This window comes from Anaerocolumna xylanovorans DSM 12503 (assembly GCF_900143645.1).
Lineage (GTDB): Bacteria > Bacillota > Clostridia > Lachnospirales > Lachnospiraceae > Anaerocolumna > Anaerocolumna xylanovorans.
Genome location: NZ_FRFD01000005.1, coordinates 216,976 through 239,175, shown reverse-complemented (window position 1 = coordinate 239,175; position 22,200 = coordinate 216,976). Strand labels below are relative to the sequence as shown.

Here is a 22,200-nt window from a genome sequence, read left to right as displayed (position 1 = left end):
GTTTAACCTCCTTAATTATTTAACAGTTTTACCGTCTCTTCTTCTTACAATCATCTTGTTAGACGCTTTGTTGGTTTTTCTGGTCTTTAAACCAAGAGCAGGTTTACCCCAAGGTGTAACAGGACCTGAACGGCCGATACCAGTCTTACCTTCACCACCACCGTGAGGATGGTCGTTAGGATTCATAACGGAACCGCGGACTGTAGGTCTGATACCCATGTGACGCTTACGGCCGGCTTTACCGATGTTTATTAATTCGTGGTCAATGTTGCCCACCTGTCCAATGGTAGCGCGGCAGATGATAGGAACTAATCTCATTTCACCGGATGGAAGACGAAGTGTTGCGTACTTTCCTTCTTTCGCCATTAACTGTGCTGCATTACCTGCAGAACGAACTAACTGGCCGCCTTTTCCAGGATATAATTCAATGTTGTGGATCTGTGTACCAACAGGAATATTCTGAAGAGGTAAGCAATTTCCTACTCTTACTTCTGCAGTTTCACCATTCATCAGTGTAGTTCCTACCTGTAATCCGTTAGGAGCAAGGATATAGGCCTTCTCACCGTCTGCATAGCAGATTAATGCGATATTTGCTGTTCTGTTGGGATCATATTCGATTGTCAGGACCTTTGCAGGTACTCCGTCTTTTCTTCTCTTGAAATCTATTAATCTATATTTTCTTCTAGAGCCGCCGCCCTGGTGTCTTACTGTAATCTTTCCTTGATTGTTACGTCCTGCATTCTTGTTTAAGGAAACAACTAAGGATTTTTCAGGTGTGGATGTTGTAATTTCTGAAAAATCGGATGAGGTCATATTTCTTCTGGAAGGTGTATATGGGTTAAACTTTTTGATTCCCATCTTTTGCACTCCTTTCGAGCAATTATTTTATTCCGTTATCGGCGAATAAACACCATAGTTTGTTACTTGATTTTACAGTCCGGAGAAAATCTCAATTTCAGGGCTGTCAGCAGTCAGTTTAACAATTGCTTTCTTAACTTTAGAAGTCTTTCCTGCTGTATTTCCACGTCTGCGGTTTTTTCCGTCCAGGTTCATAGTATTAACACTTACAACCTTGGCTCCGGCAAACATCTTCTCAACTGCTTCTTTGATCTGATTCTTTGTAGCATTGGGATGAACAGAGAAAGTGTACTTCTTGTCAGCCATAGAGTTCATACTTTTTTCTGTTACGATTGGTTTTAAAATCACATCATAAAATTTTAAATCAGCCATTATGCGTACACCTCCTCAATTTTTGCTACCGCATCCTTGGTGAGTACCAGTGTATCATACTTTAAGATATCAAATACATTGATAGTTCCAGGAAACGCTGTAAGCACAGTGGGGATGTTTCTTGCGGAAAGGATTACATTCTCATCCTTTTCCCCTGTAACCACAAGTGCCTTGTTTACTTTTAAATTATCAAGAACTTTTACAAAGTTCTTTGTTTTAACTTCGCTTAACTTTAATTCATCCAATACGAAAATCTTCTTTTCTTCCACTCTGGAAGTCAAGGCAGACTTAAGAGCAATCTGCTTCTCTTTCTTGTTCATCTTGAATGAATAATCTCTCGGCTTGGGAGCAAATACAATTCCGCCGCCCTTCCACTGAGGAGATCTTGTTGAACCCTGTCTTGCGTGACCGGTTCCCTTCTGTCTCCAGGGTTTTCTTCCGCCGCCGCTTACTTCTGCACGTGTCTTGGCGCTCTGTGTACCCTGACGTTTATTAGCAAGCTGTAAAACAACTGCCATATGAACTAAATGATCGTTAACTTCTACTCCGAAGACAGCATCGTTAAGTTCGATAGAACCAACTTCTTTGCCTTCCATATTATAAACAGATACGTTTGCCATCTGTGTCGTCCTCCTTTCTCAAAGCTTCTAGTTTGCTTTTACAGTATTCTTTAACATTACTAAAGATTTCTTAGGTCCGGGAACGGCACCTTTAACTAAAATAATGTTTTTTTCAGCATCAATTCTTACAACTTCCAGATTCTGAACCGTTACCTTTACATGACCCATATGGCCAGGCATGTGTTTTCCCTTAAATACACGTCCGGGTGTTGTAGCAGCACCGTTGGAACCTGCATGTCTGTGGAATTTGGAACCGTGAGCCATAGGTCCTCTGGACTGTCCGTATCTCTTGATTGCGCCCTGGAATCCCTTACCCTTTGATTTTGCAGTAGCATCAACTCTGTCACCTTCTGCAAAGATGTCAGCCTTGATTTCTTGTCCTACTGTATAATCAGAGGTATTATCAAACTTGAACTCTTTAAGATATTTTTTGTTGGCAACTTTTGCTTTTGCAAAGTGTCCTTTTCTCGGTTTATTAACCAATACTTCGCGGATATCGCCATAACCTACCTGAACAGCTGTGTATCCGTCATTTTCAATTGTTTTAACCTGTGTTACAACGCAAGGTCCTGCCTGTAATACAGTTACCGGAATCAAGCTTCCGTTTTCATTGAAAATCTGAGTCATTCCGACTTTCGTTGTTAAAATTGCTTTCTTCATTACTTGCACCTCCTGTTTAATCTACAGCGGATTACGCATTACACGCAATCATCCTAGATGGTCTACCTTGGTGCAGGTTCTCTTGTAGAACCTTACCCTATATATAAACCCTAAAGGATTTTGTCTTTACTTGCTTTCGATGATTATTTTGTCTTCATCTTGATGTCGATGTACACACCGGCAGGCATTTCCAGTCTGGATAAAGAATCTACCGTCTTCTGTGTGGGTGTGATGATATCGATCAATCTCTTGTGGGTTCTCTGCTCAAACTGCTCTCTGGAATCCTTATATTTGTGTACCGCTCTAAGAATTGTAACTATTTCTTTCTTAGTAGGTAGGGGTACAGGTCCGCTCACCTTTGATCCTGTCTTTTTTACAGTCTCGATGATTTTCGCAGCTGACTGATCGATTAACTGATGGTCATACGCTTTCAATGTAATCCTCATTACTTGACTTGCCATAAAAAAAGTCGCCTCCTTTTCGCACTTAATAGCAGTACGACAAGCGGTGACTGTACACTCGGCCGTGTGTGTCCCGTCTTTAAAGCCCACGCGCGCCTCCATATCAGGAAGCCAGAGCCTTAGGGTACTCACACTCATCTGCCAGATATTCTTTGCAGAATTTTTATTTGTACAGTGACTTGTCGCCAGTTTCATAACTTGACATTCGCTCCACGGAAAACCTACATATTTATGTAGCAACCTCACGCTTCTACGCTATCAATGTCACAGCAGTACTAATTATACTATAGGAAAATCAATAATGCAAGAAGATTTTTTAATTTTTTTTATTATTTTATATCATAGCTCATATTCCATATTATGAACCCTGTACACAGAAAGGATGTAAATTATAAAAGAGTATTAACGTTAGGGGATATCCTATACGCTAATACTCTTTCTTCCTATAACAATTTAAATTAATAATTTGCTTAATACTGCTTTTCAGTTGAATACCGGGAAATCTTCTTCGATATGGCACTCAATGTGTTCTTACTTATGCTCTGCCCTGCATCCGCCGTGGTATCAACCGTTATCCATTTGTCAGTTTCCTTTATATAAACCTGATTCCATGCATGATATCCTGTGATATCCTTTGAAGTTCCCATTGTAACCTTTGCAGGTACTCCAACACTTCTTAGCATGGATGCAAATAATACGGAATAGTCATAGCAAATTCCTGTTTTCTTCTCCAAAGTGCCATCTGCATTTGAGAAGTATAAGTTTTGTACTGTAGCTGCCTTTTTATAATCATATTTTATGTTTTTTACTATGTAGTTATATATTGCAAGAACTTTCTCCGTATCCGTAGTACTGTCTGCCGTAAGCTCTTCCGCTTTCTTTACAGTCTTCTTAGCAGAATCCCAATTTACGATTATATTACTCTGCAAATACAGATTCTTGGAATCTTCATTTTTGTATTCAACGGTCTGTTCCGCTTTCAGTGTATAATTCTGCCCGCCAACCGGTGCCAGAAGCTGAACTTTATAGGTTCCTTTTCCTCCCTGCAGAGGAATTCTAATTCCGTCGCTATAATTATATACGTAAATAGAATCTTCTTTTATGGTTCTTACCACATAGGCATCCGATTCTTTTACAGGATAATCAACCGTTATGATTCCGTTGGCTAACTCACTTTCATCTAAAAAGCTATCAGATTCTGCGGCCGCAGCTATCGAAGAAGTTTCCGGAACGCTTACAAACAACACTGCTGCTAAGATTATGATAACCAATCTTTTTAAAGAATTGTACATAAAAATACCCTCCTTTCGGTAACTGGCTGTCATCCCATTTATCTCTGGGGAAGACCCTATAGCTTTGCGTCACCAGCTTTCACTGGTTTTGCCTTTATCGGTGGAAAGCACCGAAAATATATATTATAGAAGGTTATGAAGTTACATCCGTCAGTCTTCAGATAATTTATTAATTGCAATACCATAACTCAAATACTCGATATTGATAATCATTATCTTCTTAATTCACTAACTTTCTTTTATAAGAACAACATATCATATATTATTCCATTTGTGAATAGTACATTTCAACAAATATTTATCTTATTTTTCTTCATTTTACACAAACAAGCATTCCTTTCTAAAAAAGCTGCGGAGCCATCCCCTATCCTGCAAGAGAACTTGCTCTTGTAAGATAGCAGACAGTCTGCAGCCTTCCTATTTTATTTGCTGTTTCCCATCTTCTTCTTTCTGCCGGTAACTGCAATTACTCCTGCTGCCATACCGGTTAGTGCAATCGGAAGAATACCAATGGGGATATTTTCACCAGTCTTAGGTATATGGGGACCTTTTCCCTTGTCTCCGGAACCGGTCTTATCAGAATCCTTAGGACCATTGCCCAGCGGAACTTTATCCACATCAATATGAATCGGTATTTCTTCTGTTGTACCGTCGGGATGCGTTACTGTTACTGTAAATTCGTCCTTGCCTGTGAATCCGGGGTCCGGTGTATAAATCCAATTTCCATCCTTATCCACTGTTACTTTGCCGTTATCAGGTTCCTTTCCCGGGGATGTAGTGGAGCCCTCCGGTACCGGTACCTTTCCGCCCTTCGGTGTATTCTCCGGAGTGATTTCAACAATTGGTTCCGGAGTAGGCGTCAATGTCGGCTTGCTGCTTGGAGTCGGTATGGGAGTTCCAGTGGGCGCTTTCGTTGGAACCGGGGTAGGACTTACAGATACCGTAGGTGTGGGACTTGCCGGCGTATTAGTGGGTACTGTTGGTGTGGGGCTTGCCGGTGTATTGGTGGGTACTGTTGGTGTAGGGCTTGCCGGTGTATTGGTGGGTACTGTTGGTGTAGGGCTTGCCGGTGTATTAGTGGGCTCTTGGCTTGGCTCTGCACTTGGAGTAGCAGTTACTTTTTCATTCTTTACCGTAACTTCAAATTCCATCTTCGTGTTATCAATTTTAACAGGAATCGGTGCACCTATTACATATCCCGTGGGAGCTTTCACTTCTGTCACTGTATAGGTGTCAAATTTTAAGTTATCAACTGAAGCCGTTCCATTACTATCCGTGGTAAGATGAGCAACCACGGTACCTTTGGAATCCTTCACCTCAAATTCTGCTCCGGAAAGCTTCTCGGTTGAAGTAGCCTTATCCGTCTTTTTAATTACAAGTTTACGGAGCTTCTCATTGACACAGGTAACGTCTGTAACTTGGCTTGAGCTGGCATTCAATGTAACTGTCATGATATTATCATCTGGCAGCTGATATCCACCAGGAGGCGTTAATTCTTCTATAGTATAAGTACCAAATACCAGGTTACCAATCATTATCCTGCCGCTGCTATCTGTCTGATAGGATACTCCGCTTAATCCCGGGCCTGTGATTTTAAATTCAGCACCTTCAAGAGGAGTAGTTCCATCGGCATCTTTTTTAATTATCTGAATCTTCCTAAGCTTCTGGTTTGTAACGGTAACAGCATTGAATTTAGATGTATTCAGTGTCACCGGTATCCAGTTTGAGGAATCACTGGAATCCGGAAGCTGATAACCATTCGGAGCTGTTATTTCTTTCAGATAATAATCTCCGTCTATAATTCCTGCCCTGTTAATCAGAACCGTAACGGTTCCATCCTCTCCTGTTACCAGGGAATCATATATAACGTCATGATTTAACTTTAAAAGCTGGAACTTTGCGCCCTGAAGTTTTATCCCACTATCCGATGCATCCACTTTTGTGATGGTGAATTCACCGATTTCTCCGGTAGCAGTTCCGCCAGAGGATATTTTCTTGACAGTTATATCATTATCTTTACTATTATTACTAGTCGTAACTCCATTTCCGGCGAATTCTATCCGGTTGCTTAAGGATGCGTTATTGACAACATTATCCGATATTTTTGTCGCATAAGTTATCTTATATTCATTGTTGATTTCCCCTGCAAACTCAAGGCGGAAAGACTGAACCTTGGTAACCGGATCCTCTGTTATATTCACACTATAGGTGGTACCGCCGGGTATAACTTCTAAGTATCCTGCAGGAATACGTTTCTCCACCTTAATGCTGCCATAGACATAATTATGGCCTGCTGACAGAGTATCCGTAAGAACTGCATCCCGAATCAGGGATAAACTGGTGTTAAACTGTATTGTCCAGTCTATATAAGGCTTATTGCCGTCTCTTTGTTTACCCTCCTTTGTAAGAAATACATCTTGCTTATTATCCGGGAAGGTAACCGTTTTTGTCAGAGTGTCCGATACCGGCTCATTGCTTCCATTTCTGATACCTGTGACTGCTGCCGTGTTCGTATACATACCCTGTGACTGGTTGAGCAGCTCTGTGGTATAACTAATACGGTAAGGAGAAGTTACAGTTCCAAAATTGATGATAAAGCCTCCGTCACCTTTGGTCACTTGGATTCCGGCAGCTGTAAGATTGGTCACTTCAGAACCCCTAATAACATTTCCATTTGCATCTGTAGTACAGTTATATATTTTTACGGAGTCAGTTTTTAATTTCAGCTGGGTGGTATCCCATCCATTATCTGTCACCACAAAATTCTTCAAATTTTCCGACAGGTAATTCACATCCACTGTCCAGTCAATTTCTCTGGCTGCTCTGCCGGTACCATTTAAAATTACAGTACCATTCTTAGCTCCATTATGGGCGGCAGAATCTTTAATATCTTTCTTCACGACAATCGGAAGAGGGGTTACATCTCCCTTGCTGTCTTCCGTCCATTTACTGGCAGCCGTATTTTGGTATTGCTTTAGTAATAAACCATCCTGTTCAGACCATTCGCGGTCAAACCGTGTCTGGTAATTTATTGTGTATACCGCCCCTTGTACATCCTTAAGGAACGTTATTACAAACCCGCCCTCATCTGAATTCACCGAAAGAGTATAGTCCTTACCGGATCCCTCTTCCAAAGGAGTACCGTCTCGTTTTACCACAACAGTGCCGGATTTCAGTTTCTGTCCTCCCTCCACTATCTTGCCGGAGGTAAACACAGTCTGGAAAGTATCCGTTATAACCAAACTCTTCATGGGTTCTTTCTTGGGGTCAATGGTTATTCCCCATGAAAGGGTCTTATTCGCATAGTCTATACCCGTATTTACTTTTCCTACGGTGTTTTTAATGGTCGGGGTTTTTGTAACATCACGTCCGTTCCAGTCTGTACCGGTTCCTGTGCCGATTCCCACTCCGCCAACAGTTCCGCTAAGGGTTGCCTTATTGGTATAGGAGCCCTGGTTAACATCCTCTATTCCCGTTCGGTAAGTGATGCGGTACGCTCCCGTAATTTGGGGGCCAAAGTCTATGGTATAAGATTTGGCTGCAGGATCATAAGTATATTTACCAGAAATAAAATTACTTGTTACATCTTCTCCGGGTGTTTCTTCGCCATTAGGACCTATACCTAATTTAACTATCTTGAAATCAGTTGGTATTCCCAATCCGTCTCCAATTTTATCCGTTAATTTAGGAGCATTGATGCTCTCTTCTCTCTTATTAATGTCAACGGTCCAGTCAATGTATTTGTCTTCATAATCAATATGACTGTCATCACCCAGCTTTGTTAAATAAACTCCCCTTGTTATATCTGCTTTTGCAGTTTCAGGTTTTTGGTTCAAGGGTGTAGTTTCGCTGGTATCATAGATATCGGCCGAATTGGTAAAGCTGGTCTTGGTTCTATTCGTAATATCGGTGGTATACTCCAGCTTATATGCTCTGTTGATTTGATTATTAAACGTTATTTTTATAGGATTAGCATCAATCTCCGCTGTGTATTCTGCTGCGCTAAGGGCTCCTCCGTCATCTACCCATCCACTGCCATTGTACTTAATCGGAGTAATCTTAACACTTCCAGGCAGTTCAAGCCCGGCCGGAAGGGTATCCTTTATAATTGCCTTGTTTATTGTTGTCTCACTTAAGTTCACATAAACCGTCCAGTTTATACTATTGGGGTTGTATGACCTATCAAGTTCCACGCCCTTTTTAAGAACTGCTCCTCTTGGCGTGGATACAGTGGCAGACTTTTTCTCAAGGAAGCCTTCCGGAGCGCCTGGCTTCTGTCCGCTTAATTTCACCTCATTGGTAAAGGAGGTCTGCCCTATACCTGCCGGATCAATGGTGGTTCTGTACTTAATGCGGTAAGCACCGTCAATCTCTCCCAGTGCTATTTTTAATTCACCGCCTGAACCCGTGTTTGTAATACCGGTTATAGCAGAACCTGTCACTATTTTAGCACCGTCCAGGCCCACTTCCAGTTTATAAACTTCAAGAGAGCTTTCCTCCAATGTAAGATTCTCCGGTATGCTGTCTTCTACCATGGCATTTGTAATATGTTCCAGTTTCTGATTCAGGTCCACTTCCCAATCTATGTAAGATGCATTCAGATTTGCGTTTGCAGCTCCTTTCTTGGTCAGGGTATCGCTAATATTCTTCGGCTGAAACTTTACATATGTTATGGCACTTCCTGAAACAGGAAAGGTAATCTCTACAGGGTTGCTTCCGCTGGCAGGAATCTTAAATGGTACTTGTGATAATATTACCGTACCCTCAATGTCAAGCTGTACCGTTGCTTTAAAAGTCAGCCTTAGCTTCCCGTCATCCGAAAAACTGTAAGTTCCTATATCTCCCTGGCTGGAATTCAAATTTCCGTTGACAGCTTCATTAAGCCCATCAAAATACTGAACCGGAAAGTCTACTTCCATGTAATCCCCTTCATTGATAGGATTTGTATTTGCCAATTTCCAGTTAATGAATAAATCCACCGTAGAGTCCTGCCCTATGGGGTCCTGATTCACGTTTCCTGAGTTTATTTCCACCCCGTTAACCTTTAGCGCCACCGAGGTGATATAGGCCTCTTCCGGTGAAAGCTGCCTGGGTTCCCCTGCTGCATATGCCAGTGTTCCCGGCAATGAGCCTCCACAGAGCGACAAAAGCAAGACGAAAACCAGCATCTTGCTTATACTGCTCTTTATTTTTTTACTTATATTCATCTCTTCCTCCTTATATATGTTAAATTTAGTCAGGCATTTGTGAAACGCTGCATCCCATATAAATACTCTCTGTCCGGTATCTTTTTCAGATGCAGGCGGATGCTTTCTATTTATCCGTATATTCATTATATCCGGGCCCACTGAACAAATTCTAAACAAAAGGAGTAAAATTCTAAGAAACTTTATTCTTTTTTGATATATTTCCGATATAATTCAATAACTTTCCTTGATGGTACAATCCCTAAGTCCTCCCATAAAACCTTGCAATAATATTTATATGCCTCCATCATCTCCTTCGTATTACCCGTGTCGGCATAATAATTTATCAGCATAATAACATATCTTTCATTGTAGATATCCATCTTAAACATTTTTTGCATACATTTTTCGACTATTTCATTTTGAAATTCTTTCCTGTTTTTTTCTGCATATTTTTGAAGGCAGCTTAAATAGGTGTTTTTTAAGCTCTGCCGTTCATAAATACACCAATTGTACTCATCCAGCTCGAACAAATCCCCTTCATAAAGTTCTAATATTCTTTTCATCTGTTCAGGAGCAGGATTAGTCTCCTCCAATAGGTCCTTTAATTCATCCAAATCACTCTTAATTGGCAAGTTCAAGACATACTGGTCATTTATGTACTGCAATCCATCCTCAATCTGCAATTCTTTTATGACCTTTCTTAACTGATATACCGTTGTATGCAAAAGAGCTGTGCCTTTATCCAAAGCTACCTCCGGCCACAATTCTTCCAGTATGCGGTACTTATTTACGGGCTTCTCCTTATTCAGCCAAAGGTAGCAAAACATTTCTTTCCCCTTTTTTGTACGCCACCGCATTGGAACTAAAGCCTCTTCTTCCGTGAACATTTGAAATGCCCCCAAAGAATGAATCCATATATTAGTTTTATTTCCATTTGACTGGACTTTTTGAATCCGCTTCAGTCTCTGTCTTTCCTCTATCTTTTGAACTGCTCTCTCCAGCCTGGTCATTGTTACCGGTTTTAACAGGTAATCCACAGCATCCACTTCAAAAGCATCCACAGCATACTGCGAATAAGCGGTAACAAATATAACCCCTGGAGAGGAATCCATACAGAGCAATTCCTGGGCGAATTGTAAACCATGCCGCCCTCCCATCTCAAGGTCTAAAAATACAGCATCTGCCCCTTCTGTCTTAAGTCTGGCTAATGCTTTTTCCGGATCCGTGTATTTGCCCAAAATCTGGATGTCTCCTATTTTCTTTAACATTCTTTCGAGAACTTCCAATGCTATTTCTTCATCATCTACCAACAATACCCTCATAACTTCCACCCTAACCGCTTCTTAATCAACACTCTTTATAAAATCATGCTTTCCTATTGTAATGGTATGTTCCTCAAATTAATCGTGATACAAGTTCCCTTACCTTCTTCACTTTCCAACGTCAAATCCGAATTTTTCATTAATCTTATCTTCTTTAAAACATTCGAAAACCCAATCCGATGATTTTTCTCTGCTAAAAGCTCTTCCTGTTTCACTTTTGATATCCCCATTCCATTATCTTTAATCTGTATTACAACTCCATTCTCTTCCGCCCGCTTAATGGCTATCTCTACCACAATCTTTTTATCCCGATCCAAAATCCCATGCTGTACGGCATTCTCTACCAAAGGCTGCAAAGTCAGCGCCGGCAATTCAAAATCAAGGGTTTCATCCAGATCATAAATAATCTCTAAGCGTTCCTGATAGCGCATTTTCTCAATGGATAAGTATGCTTTCATCAGCTCTACTTCTCTCTCAATAGAAACAAAGGAATTATAGCTGTTAAAGTCCAATTTAGCGCGAAAATAAGTCGATAGGTGCTGCAGCGCCTCACAAGCCTGCTCTGCATCCTTATAGCTTAGCCCGATAATGGTGTTTAAGGTATTGTACAAAAAATGCGGCATAATCTGCGCATGCAGTTTCTTATGTTCCTGATTTATTGCTTCCTTCGCAGAATTCTTTACTAAGAGCAGGGTTTCGATACGAACCTTCAGCTCTTCCCAGGAAAAAGGTATTTTCATAAAGTCATTTATTCCTGTCTGAACTGACTTTTGCAATTCCTTTGCCTGCCAGCCTTCCGTTAAGATAATGACAGGAAGTTCAGCCATCGTATAATGCTCTCTGATTCTCTGACAGGTTTCATAACCCTTTACATTATCCATACTCAAATCAAGGATTATTAAATCAATCTTTTCCTCCCGTACGAATTCGGGCACTTTATCATAAGAGTCAAAAACGATAAGCGTATATTTTTCTTCCTGGTTCAAACGCAATAATTCTCTTAGAAGCCTCTCTTCTCTTAATGCTATTAGTATTGTCTCATTCTTTGACCCATCAAATCTGACATATTCCGGTTCTTTCTCTTCTCTTAGGCCGGTATATTCCGGTTTTTCTAAAAGTAAAGGTACCTTAAGTTCTTCTTTGCCCTTTGTTTTGGCCAAAGGCATACTGAACGTAAACCGGGACCCTTTCCCCTGCTCTGATACCAGCCATATTCTTCCGCCCATCAGTTCTACAAGATTCTTCGTTATTCCAAGGCCCAATCCAAATCCTTCCGCCTCACCCGTCCCTTGTTTTTTCCCCTGATAAAAAGGAATAAAAATAATCTCTCTCTGGGATTTGGGAATTCCTGTTCCGGTATCTCTTACAGATATAAAGGCTTCATTTCCGTGTACTTCTGCCGATATGGCGATTTCTCCTGCTTCCGTAAACTTAACCGCATTATGCATCAGGTGGTACATGATCTGTCTTAATTTTCTCTTGTCACTCTTTATTCCCGGAAAATCGCCTGGGATATTCTTAAGGATTTTCAGATTCTTTCTATCATAAACCAGATATTCAAGATCTGTTATGATACTTTTAAGCATCTCGCCGTCAATGTCTTCTATCTGGATTTTTATATCCTGATTTTCACCGGATGCCTCCAGCATCTCTTCCAGGATACTAAAGACATTCTTTCCCTCCCTGTTAACCTGCATAATATTTTGCTGCTGATAAAAGCTTAGAGGCCCCTTTTCACCCTTTAGCAGGGTTTCGGACAGGTCAATAATACTGTTAGTGGGTTTTTGCAATTCTAATGAGGTCTTTGCCAGAAATTTGTCTTTCATATGGTCATAAGCCAGTAACTGTGAGGATAACTGGTCTACTTTTCGAAATGCCAGTCTTGAACGGTAATACATAAAAGTAATTTGCATCAGAATCATAGCCAGCATCATGATGGTTGGTACTTTTCCCACACTGATATCAAATAAAAAACTAAGTCCCAAAGCGCTTAAATAGCAGAAAAATACCGTACTTAAAACAATTATATATCCGGCATAATCCACTCCTTTTAAAAATGCCCTGCACAGGATACTTATGATATAAAAGAGGGTACCAGCAATAATCACAACTATTATCACCTTATGCTGGTAAAGAGAAATTCCCATATTAAGCACAGAGCCATAAGGTACCCAGTTAAAATACGGCCCCACTAAAAGCAAAATAATACCCAAGAAAACAACAACTTTCTTTATTGCATATTCTTTAAATAAATAATTAATTAAAAGAAGAATGCAAAAGAACGATAAATACATAACATATATCTGGAATTCGAAAAAGAGCAGAATATCTTTCGGCAGAGGGAATATATCCCGTATCAGCTTCTCGCCGATGGTTGATATGTAAATACCCTGCAAGATTAAAAAAAATCCAAAGTAAAGGAGACTTCTTGAACCTTTCTTCCACAAAGAAGAGCCTGCCAGACAGAATCCAACAACCATACAGCAGGAGACTACAAAAACTTCCATGGCCCGGTCTGCATCTCTGTGCTTAAGTATTCCATCGGCAGTTCCAAACTCTATATAGTGTAATATTCCTCCTATCTCACCGGAATAGCCTTCTATCTGTATTACTAATTCCAGCTCATTTCCAGAAGAACCACCAATTCCTAAGAGCCCTTTTCTATCAGTAGTAAACTCTTTCGCCTGGTCTGTTGACTGCCCGTTTCCGCACACTTTCGTGCCATTTATATACACGGCCAGCCCACATTTTATATCCTCGGATCTGATTCCGTAACTTCCATCTTCCGGTACCTCTAACCGCAGCCGGAAGGTACCGGAATCATAAGAATGCAAACTATAACCCGCATAGTTTCTCCAATCCTTGGGCACCTCTACAAATTTTCTTAATCGGGTGTATTCTTTAAATATATCTTCGTCTTGTTTCGGAATAATCAGCTTTCCAGGATAGAATTCCCATGTTCCTCCAATTTTTACCGTCTCTTGTTTATAAAAATCCCAACCTGCCAGGGAAAGTACCCCATCCTTAGCAGATATGAGATTTTTATTAGGTGAATTATTCAAGTGAATCAGCCCCAGTATATTGGCTGCCAAGATTACAATGCAGATAATAACTGCCGTTCTTCTCCTTCTTTTCATCCAGCCCTCTCATTCCATCTTCTGACACAAGTTTTCCAAATCTTCTGACCGCTGTTGTTATTTTGAATATGCTTTCCTATATAATCTGGCTGCTGCTCCAACGCCCTGATGCTCCGCAGGGAAGAACCAGATTATTTGATGTTACCGGAATCCCTATTTCCTCTGCCTTTACGGCTCCTCCAAATCTGCTCTGTATTTCAAGCCCCAGCAAATAAGAAAGTACCGCCGGCTGCAGGCCTGTGGTATAGGAATTTATCAGGAAAAACAACGGATTTTCTTTTAATGCGCCAGTACACAGTTTTACAAAGGAATGAATGTTTTCTTCAATCTTCCACGTCTCACCCTTAGGACCTCTTCCGTAGGATGGAGGATCCATTATAATGGCATCATACAGATTTCCTCTGCGTATTTCCCTCTCTACGAACTTTACGCAGTCATCTACAATATAGCGTATAGGTGCTTCCGACAAACCCGAAAGAGCAGCATTCTCCTTCGCCCATGTTACCATTCCCTTGGAGGCATCTACATGAGTCACGCTTGCACCTGCCTTTGCAGCAGCAATGGTGGCTCCGCCCGTATAAGCAAAAAGATTTAATACCTTAACTTCTTTCTGTGGATTTTTCTCTTTATCCTTTTTGATAATATCGTAAAACCAGTCCCAATTAGCAGCCTGCTCCGGAAATAATCCCGTATGCTTAAAGTTAAATGGCTGTAAGTGAAATACCATATCCCTGTAGGTAACATTCCATTCCTTCGGCAAATCGAAGAATTCCCATTCCCCGCCGCCTTTGCTGCTGCGATGGTAATGTCCGTTTGGCTTCTTCCACCTGGCATCTGTTTGCTTTGTATCCCAAAGCACCTGTGGGTCCGGCCTGACCAGAATATACTCTCCCCAGCGCTCTAATTTTTCTCCGTTTGAAGTATCTATTACCTCATAATCCTTCCATTTATCCGCAAGCCACATATCTTTATCTTTCTCTCTTTCTTTTTACAGTGTAAACTGCACACGATATTTTCCCTTTGTTCTGTGATACAACAAATCTACTATACTTCCAGAAGTTTTTCAAGTAATTTACATGGGAATGTTGCTTAAATACCGAAAACTTTATTTACAGATACCATTACAGCGCAAAAATTCCAAGATATTCAACTGTTACACCTGCCTGTTACAGGCTAAATATCTTGGAATTTGCTTTTGATATCATCTTTAAACAATGTAAAATCAGTCTTATTCCTGTTGATTCTAATGTCAGGAGTTTCCCTGCCGCACAGAGGATTCCCTTATTATGGTCTCTGTATTGATGGTTATTATCTCTTTGGGAAGGTCCATATTATCAATTCGCCAGATAAGCTGCTGTACAAGCCTGCGCCCCATTCTCTGATTACCGATGTGAGCGGTTGTCAATGCGGGAGAAAGCAGCTCTACTTCTTCTTTATCGTCGAAACCCGTTACCGCGACCTCCTCCGGGACCTTAATCCCTCTCCTCTTAAGCCACAGCATAACATCCTTGGCAATATCATCATTGGCACATACAATGGCTTCCGGAAGCTCTTTCAGTTTCTCAAGTTCTGTATGTACTTCTTCCTGTTTATAGTATTTGTGTTCCACATGGCGGGTAATAAGATACTGCTCCTCCGGTTCGATTCCATAGCATAAAAGCGCAGCCCTGTATCCCTCATAGCGGTCCATGATTGTCCTGCAATAGCTGGTATCTCCAATAAAAGCAATCTTTTTGTTTCCCTGGCTTAACAAATGTTCCGTTATTTTTTTCGTGGTATGAAAGCCTTCAAACAGAACAATGTCCCCCATGGAAGATATATCAAAAACATCACTGGGCCCATCTAAAAATACCACCGGAACATCCTTTTTTAATATCAGTTCAAGAAACTCTTTGTGGAATACATTTAATATGATAATACCGCTCATATCTGTGTCTACGTCAAGAGGTGCAATATGTTTTGCCTCATCTTCTTCGCTGATAAAATTAAGCTGCAGTTTGCAGTTGTTTTTATTCAGCTCATCTGATATTCCCATAATAATACGGTTCCAAAAGGTAGACAGTTCCCTTCTTGCAAATACGACAACCGTCCTTAACTTTTCTAACTTGTCTTTTATTTTATATTCATTTAGTACAAGGGGAGACAATTTGGAATATCCCATTTCATAAGCTTTCTTAATTACTACATACCGCGTTTCATACGCTACCGTATCACTGTTATTTAATGCCTTTGCCACAGTATTGCGGGACAGATTCAATTCCTTCGCCACATCCTGTATTGTAATCTTTTTCAATTGCTTGCCTCCCTATTAACGTAATCTGCTTCCTAGCCAGGATATCTATTACATCAAATCTGCTTATGTATCATTCCAGACAACAAAAATGCACAATAAGTTAACAAAATGTTCACAATCAGACTTGCATCTATCTTACATAAATAATTTACAACAGTGCATGAATCCTGTCAATCTGTATTTAACAGATTAAGAAATTAATCTTTCTAATCTTCCCATTAGGATTTTAACCATATTTTAACTTGACTATAGAACAGGAAAAAGATAAACTTATGTTGAAAACAATAACTGGAAATTAAATGAACGGAGGATTTTTCATGGGTATTTTAACAAGATTTAAGGACATTATGTCCAGTAACATTAATGCTCTTTTGGATAAAGCAGAGGATCCCGAAAAGATGATAGATCAGTGTTTAAGAAACCTGACCAGTGATTTAGGCAAGGTAAAGGCCGAAACCGCTGCCATTATGGCAGAGGAACAGCGGGCAAAACGTGTACTGGATGATTGCAAAGAAGAAATCGAAAAGATGCAGTCTTATGCAGTAAAGGCCCTGGAAGCAGGTAATGAAGATGACGCAAGAAAATTCCTTGAGCAAAAAGCTTCTTTAACTTCTAAATTAAACGGCTTGCAGGAGGCTTACGACCTCTCCCATACCAATGCAGTCCGCATGAGAGAAATGCATGATAAACTGGTTTCTGACATTAACGAGCTGGAATCCAGAAAAGATATGATTAAGGGCAAGCTTGCTGTTGCTAAAACCCAGGAACGCATGAATAAGATGAACTCTTCCTTTGCAAGTGCAAATGATTCCATTGCAAGCTTCTCAAAATACGAAGAAATGGCCGATAAAGCCCTTGATAAAGCAAATGCCATGGCTGAACTTAACTCTTCCAGCCCGGATTCTTCCATAAAGGATCTCACCAAAAAATACAACCAGGGTGCCGGGGTAGAGGATGAATTGGCCGCCTTAAAAGCAAGCCTTAACAAGTAAATGAATCAAATCTGGATAAACAAATAAACTATCCGTCGAAATAGCGGCTTTATGCCGCTGTTTTCGTATGCAGTTTTCTTTTGTACAGGAAGAAACTTTATATTATAATAGTGGAAATGAGCATGGTGGGAGGTAACATATGGTAGTGCAATATAAATGCCCGGACTGCGGCGCTGATATGGCGTTTGACAGTACTACGGGAACACTGCATTGTGACAGCTGCGGTAAAAATATGAACATCGAAGAGATGGACAGCAGCCGGGCAAACGGGAAGGAAAGCCACACATATAAGAACAATCAGGAAGAAAGCGGAGAAGCTCATAACCATCAGGAGGAGGTAAACGAATATCAATGCAATAACTGCGGTGCGGTGCTGATAACTGATAAGGATACCACCGCCACTACCTGCAGCTTCTGCGGTGCCGCTGTCGTACTTTCAGACCGCCTTTCGGGAAGCTTTGCTCCATCTCTGGTAATTCCCTTTTCTATTAACAAAGCGCAGGCACAGGACGCCTTTAAAAAATGGTGCAAGAAAGGGCGTCTGACTCCAAAGGGTTTTATGAGTGCTAGCCGGATCAAGAGTATAACCGGCATTTATGTTCCTTTCTGGCTGTATGACCTTAACGGTCTGGGGACTGCCAACGCAACCTGTACCAAAGTCAGAAGTTATGAAAGAGGCGATTACATCTATACGGAAACCGATTATTTTGATGTACACCGAAAAGTCAGCCTGAATTATTTAAAGGTTCCCACCGATGCTTCCGAGAAAATGGATGACAAAATGATGGATAAACTGGAACCATACCATTACCAGGATTTAAAGGGGTTTCAGATGCCATACCTTGCAGGCTATCTGGCAGAAAAGTATAATTATAATGATAACGACCTGTTTCACCGTGTGGAATCCAGAGTGCAGCAGTATGTAGACAACTATATCAGTCAGACAATATATGGATATGCCACCACTGCCTATCATTTCAAAGACATTAATATCCGGAAGTTAAAAGCAGAATATGCCTTGTTTCCCGTCTGGATGGTATGTTATGATTATAAGCAATCCGAGCATACTTTTGCCATGAACGGACAGACCGGCAAAATCGTAGGAAAACCTCCCTTAAGCGCAGGCAAGATTGCTGCCTGGTTTACCGGTATCAGTGCTGCCGCCTTTCTTATTATAAAGATTATTGCAATCTTGTCAGGAGGTCCTATTCTATGAAAACAGTTTACAGAAAATCCGCACTGTCGGCTTTTATTCTGTTCTTTGCAGTTCTTGCAGGCCTCTTTTTCTTCGGAAGATATCCTCTTTCCGTAAATGCTTCCGCGGAAGATGATAAGCAGTATGTATATGACAATTACGGTCTTTTCTCGGAGGAAGACGTAAATGAACTGACGGATGCCTGCCTTAAGTACCGTGAAGAAGCACAGGCCGATATTATTATGATTACTTCAAATAATCTGGGAGGCAAAGCCGCTATCGACTATTTGGAAGATTTCTACGATGAAAAGGGCTTCGGCTATGATGAGAAATTCGGCAGTACCGTAATGATGCTGGTCTATATAGGTGAAGACAGACGCAATGTTACTATTCACGGCTACGGAAAGGCAGAATATTACGTAAATAATGACCGCATCGAACATATATTAGATGACCTCTCTCCTTTTTTGAAGGAGAAGAAATACAAAAAGGCCTTTGTGGAATTCGCCAAGGAATCTGCTTATTATATGAATGAGAGCGAGGGAGTAAAGGAAGCCCCCGCTTCCAATGACCCTGATTCCGGTAATTACTATGGTGAATCCTCCTATGACGGTCCCAGCAACTACTACGGGGAAGAGAAGGAAAGTCCTTTCTACAATACCTTGGTCCAACTGGGTATTGCTCTTGTCATCGGCGCTGTGTCCGTCGCAGTAATGGCCTTTAACTCCGGCGGCAGAATGACCGTACAGGGAAAGGATTATATGGATGGCAGCAATTCCGGCATCTTAGAAAGCAGCGACGATTACCTTCGCACCACAACAACAAGAGTGAAAAAGCCTACGCCACAAAGTGACGATGGTCCAAGAAGCAGCGGCGGAGGCGGCGTTTCAAGCGGCGGCCACTCCCACAGCGGGGGCAGCAGGGACTTTTGATATAAGTTTATAAAATATTACAACACGGAAAGGAAAACGAACGATGGGTTTCTTTAAAGATCAATTATCCAATGTAGTGGAATGGGAAGAATTCAGAGAAGACATGATATTTTGGAAATGGAGCAACCGGGAAATTAAAAAAGGCAGTAGACTTATTATCCGGCCCGGGCAGGACGCCATATTTTTATTTAACGGCAAGGTAGAAGGAGTTTTTCAGGACGAGGGGGATTACGATATCGAATCCCAGATTATTCCCTTTCTTTCCACTTTAAGCGGTTTTAGATTCGGCTTTAACAGCGGCATGCGTGCAGAGGTCTTATTTATCAATACAAAGGAATTCACCGTGAAATGGGGAACAAAAAATGCCATTAATATTCCTGCCCCTTCTCTTCCCGGCGGGCTTCCTATCCGCTCTAACGGCACTTTTCAGTTTAAGGTAAAGGATTATATCAAGCTGATTGATAAGATTGCCGGCGTTAAGGAAAGCTACCTCGTAGAGGATGTAAAGCTTCGTATTACCGCAATCTTAGACCAGCTTCTTATGAAATGGATTGCAAAAGAAGGAAAGGATATGTTTAACCTCCAGGCCAATTCCTATGACATCGCAACCGGTATCAAGACAGATCTTGATATGCAGCTGTTCGATACCGGACTTAGCATAACGGGCTTTCAGATAATGAGCTTTACCTATCCGGAGGAGGTTCAGGCAATGATAAATAAGAATGCCTCCTATGGAATGGTCGGTGATCTTAACCGTTACCAGCAGGTAGCCATGACGGACGGACTTCTTTCCGGCAAGCAGGGCGGCAACAGTCTGGCATCCGATATGGCAGGCATGATGATGGGTGCAAATATGGCCAGCCAAGTGATTGACAGGATGAATAACGCCGGCACGAACCAGGGAACTCCTTCAAATAATGGTGCAAAACCCAACTTCTGCCCTAACTGCGGTCAAAAAACTACCAGTGCGAACTTTTGTCCTAATTGCGGAAATAAGCTATAATTATGCGGCAGAAGACTTACTTTCCAGCTTAGAATAACAGGCAGAGGAACAATTCCTGTAATAAAGTGAATTGTTCCTCTGCCTTACTTTTATTTTCAGCCCACTGCAAATACCGGGTCATGTACCAGCTTGTCTAACTTTTCTTCCGCGTCCAAAAGGCTTGTTCCCTTTATGCCGAAATAGAACTTTATTTTGGGTTCGGTACCGGAAGGTCTTACAGCACACCATGCATCTTCTTCCAGCTCAAAGTAAAGTACATCGGACTTTGGAAGCCCTGTAGGTGTTACTTCTTTTGTCAGCAGATCCGTGATGGTATCTTTTTCATAATCCCTGAATTTTAATACCTTAAGACCGCCTGCTGTCAAAGGAGGATTCTTGCGGTAATTTCCCATGATTTCCTTAATCTTCTCCATACCTTCGATACCCTTTAAGGTAACAGAAACCAGGTCTTCTTTAAAATATCCGTACTTCTCAAATACACGGTTCATCTGCTCATAAAGTGTGATACCCTGTGTCCTGTAAAAAGCCGCCGCCTCACACAAAGCCATAACAGCAACAACCGCATCCTTATCCCTGGCATGTGTGCCTACAAGACAGCCATAGCTCTCTTCAAAACCAAATACATATTCGTGGGAACCGTTTTCCTCAAAGAGCTTAATCTGCTCTCCGATATATTTAAAGCCGGTTAACACCTCAATGAGTGCTGCACCGTAATAAGCTGCGATTCTGTCCGATATATTTCCGGTTACAATCGTCTTGATAAGAGCCGCGTTTTCAGGGAGAGTATGATGGGCAGCCTTCTGTGAGAAAACATACTCTGCAATCAATGCTCCTGACATATTTCCCGTAAAAAGCCTGAACTCTCCGTCTTCTCCCCTCACCTGTACACCAAGCCTGTCAGCATCCGGGTCAGTTGCAAGGATTAAATCGGCACCAACTTCATCTGCTAATTTCTTAGCGAGGGTAAATACCTTCGGGTCCTCCGGATTGGGATATCCAACCGTAGGGAAATTGCCGTCAGGAAGCTCTTGTTCTTTTACAACATATACATTCGTAAAGCCTAATTCCTTTAAAATTCTTCTAACCGGAAGGTTGCCTGTTCCATGAAGAGGCGTATAGACAATCTTCATATCCTTGCATTCATCTGCTATGGGATTTATAACAAGCTTTTTAAGCTCCTCTATGTACCTGTCATCTATTTCTTTGCCAATGGTATGGTACAGTCCTCTTTCTACTGCATCCTCCATATCCATTGTCTCAACGGCAGAATATTCGGTTATGGCATTTACTTCGCCTATTATTTCTACATCCTTGGGGTATGTTATCTGAGCGCCATCCTCCCAGTATACCTTGTATCCGTTATATTCCGGCGGATTATGGCTTGCCGTAATTACAATGCCGGCTATGCATCCAAGTTCTCTTACTGAAAAAGAAAGTTCCGGCGTTGGCCTTAAGGATTCGAATACATAAGCCTTAATTCCATTTGCATTGAGGCAAAGAGCGGCATCCTTTGCAAATTCCGGCGACATTCTTCTGGAATCATAGGCTATGGCTACGCCCTTCTTTTCACCGCCCTGTTTCACGATGTAATTAGCAAGCCCCTGGGTTGCTTTTCTTACCGTATAGAGATTCATACGGTTGTTTCCCGCTCCTAATACTCCTCTTAGCCCTCCCGTACCAAATTCCAGGTCTTTATAAAAACGATCCTTGATTTCATTATCGTTGCCTTGCAGGGCAAGGAGCTCTTTTTTAGTATCCTCATCAAAATATTCTCCGGTTATCCATTGCTTATATTTCTCCAAATAGTCCACTGTCTTAGTCTCCTTCCATCACTTTTTTATCATCCTTATTGTACTGAATTTTCAATGAACTTG

General features: G+C 41.3%; 16 protein-coding genes and 1 riboswitch. Of the genes, 4 read left to right on the top strand and 12 right to left on the bottom strand.

The window, feature by feature from the left end; genetic code table 11:
• Positions 1–15: 15 nt before the first annotated feature.
• The 11 genes from rplB to BUF11_RS09345 form a co-directional block, all read right to left on the bottom strand.
• A complete protein-coding gene (gene rplB / locus BUF11_RS09395; protein ID WP_073588587.1) occupies positions 16–858 on the bottom strand; it encodes a 50S ribosomal protein L2 in 843 nt (280 codons plus the stop codon).
• A gap of 72 nt (positions 859–930) precedes the next feature.
• On the bottom strand, positions 931–1,230 hold the full coding sequence (gene rplW / locus BUF11_RS09390; RefSeq protein WP_073588586.1) for a 50S ribosomal protein L23: 300 nt from the start codon (positions 1,228–1,230) through the stop codon (positions 931–933).
• Entirely contained in the window at positions 1,230–1,850 is a 621-nt protein-coding gene (gene rplD, locus BUF11_RS09385) for a 50S ribosomal protein L4 (protein WP_073588585.1), read from the bottom strand. The genes rplW and rplD overlap by 1 nt, the downstream gene beginning before the upstream one ends.
• A 27-nt stretch (positions 1,851–1,877) precedes the next feature.
• Positions 1,878–2,510: a 50S ribosomal protein L3 gene (gene rplC / locus BUF11_RS09380; RefSeq protein ID WP_073588584.1), complete on the bottom strand. Its 633-nt coding sequence runs from the start codon at positions 2,508–2,510 to the stop codon at positions 1,878–1,880.
• Positions 2,511–2,653: 143 nt separating this feature from the next.
• Positions 2,654–2,971, bottom strand: coding sequence for a 30S ribosomal protein S10 (gene rpsJ / locus BUF11_RS09375; protein WP_073588811.1), 318 nt, complete (start codon positions 2,969–2,971; stop codon positions 2,654–2,656).
• 470 nt (positions 2,972–3,441) lie between these two features.
• Complete coding sequence (locus BUF11_RS09370; RefSeq protein WP_084558572.1) at positions 3,442–4,263, bottom strand: transglutaminase-like domain-containing protein; 822 nt, start codon at positions 4,261–4,263, stop codon at positions 3,442–3,444.
• A gap of 14 nt (positions 4,264–4,277) precedes the next feature.
• Positions 4,278–4,366: riboswitch (cyclic di-GMP riboswitch) on the bottom strand.
• A 319-nt stretch (positions 4,367–4,685) separates the two neighbouring features.
• Positions 4,686–9,470: a collagen binding domain-containing protein gene (locus BUF11_RS09365; protein WP_175562028.1), complete on the bottom strand. Its 4,785-nt coding sequence runs from the start codon at positions 9,468–9,470 to the stop codon at positions 4,686–4,688.
• Between the two features lie 182 nt (positions 9,471–9,652).
• Complete coding sequence (locus BUF11_RS09360) at positions 9,653–10,774, bottom strand: response regulator (protein WP_073588582.1); 1,122 nt, start codon at positions 10,772–10,774, stop codon at positions 9,653–9,655.
• A 53-nt stretch (positions 10,775–10,827) separates the two neighbouring features.
• A complete protein-coding gene (locus tag BUF11_RS09355; RefSeq protein ID WP_073588581.1) occupies positions 10,828–13,911 on the bottom strand; it encodes an ATP-binding protein in 3,084 nt (1,027 codons plus the stop codon).
• 76 nt (positions 13,912–13,987) lie between these two features.
• Positions 13,988–14,875, bottom strand: coding sequence for a class I SAM-dependent methyltransferase (locus tag BUF11_RS09350; protein ID WP_073588580.1), 888 nt, complete (start codon positions 14,873–14,875; stop codon positions 13,988–13,990).
• 285 nt (positions 14,876–15,160) lie between these two features.
• Positions 15,161–16,204 (bottom strand): LacI family DNA-binding transcriptional regulator, encoded by a 1,044-nt coding sequence (locus BUF11_RS09345; RefSeq protein ID WP_073588579.1) that lies wholly within the window; start codon positions 16,202–16,204, stop codon positions 15,161–15,163.
• Positions 16,205–16,521: 317 nt separating this feature from the next.
• Between BUF11_RS09345 and BUF11_RS09340 the strand changes: the two genes are divergently transcribed.
• The 4 genes from BUF11_RS09340 (at position 16,522) to BUF11_RS09325 (ending at position 20,326) form a co-directional block, all read left to right on the top strand.
• Positions 16,522–17,196 (top strand): PspA/IM30 family protein, encoded by a 675-nt coding sequence (locus tag BUF11_RS09340; protein ID WP_073588578.1) that lies wholly within the window; start codon positions 16,522–16,524, stop codon positions 17,194–17,196.
• A gap of 139 nt (positions 17,197–17,335) precedes the next feature.
• A complete protein-coding gene (locus BUF11_RS09335; RefSeq protein ID WP_073588577.1) occupies positions 17,336–18,412 on the top strand; it encodes a hypothetical protein in 1,077 nt (358 codons plus the stop codon).
• Positions 18,409–19,323 (top strand): TPM domain-containing protein, encoded by a 915-nt coding sequence (locus BUF11_RS09330; protein WP_073588576.1) that lies wholly within the window; start codon positions 18,409–18,411, stop codon positions 19,321–19,323. The genes BUF11_RS09335 and BUF11_RS09330 overlap by 4 nt, the downstream gene beginning before the upstream one ends.
• Positions 19,324–19,366: 43 nt before the next feature.
• Entirely contained in the window at positions 19,367–20,326 is a 960-nt protein-coding gene (locus tag BUF11_RS09325) for an SPFH domain-containing protein (RefSeq protein WP_073588575.1), read from the top strand.
• Positions 20,327–20,421: 95 nt separating this feature from the next.
• On the opposite strand, the gene BUF11_RS09320 is transcribed toward BUF11_RS09325, so the two are convergent.
• Positions 20,422–22,137 (bottom strand): phospho-sugar mutase, encoded by a 1,716-nt coding sequence (locus tag BUF11_RS09320; protein ID WP_073588574.1) that lies wholly within the window; start codon positions 22,135–22,137, stop codon positions 20,422–20,424.
• Positions 22,138–22,200 lie beyond the last annotated feature (63 nt).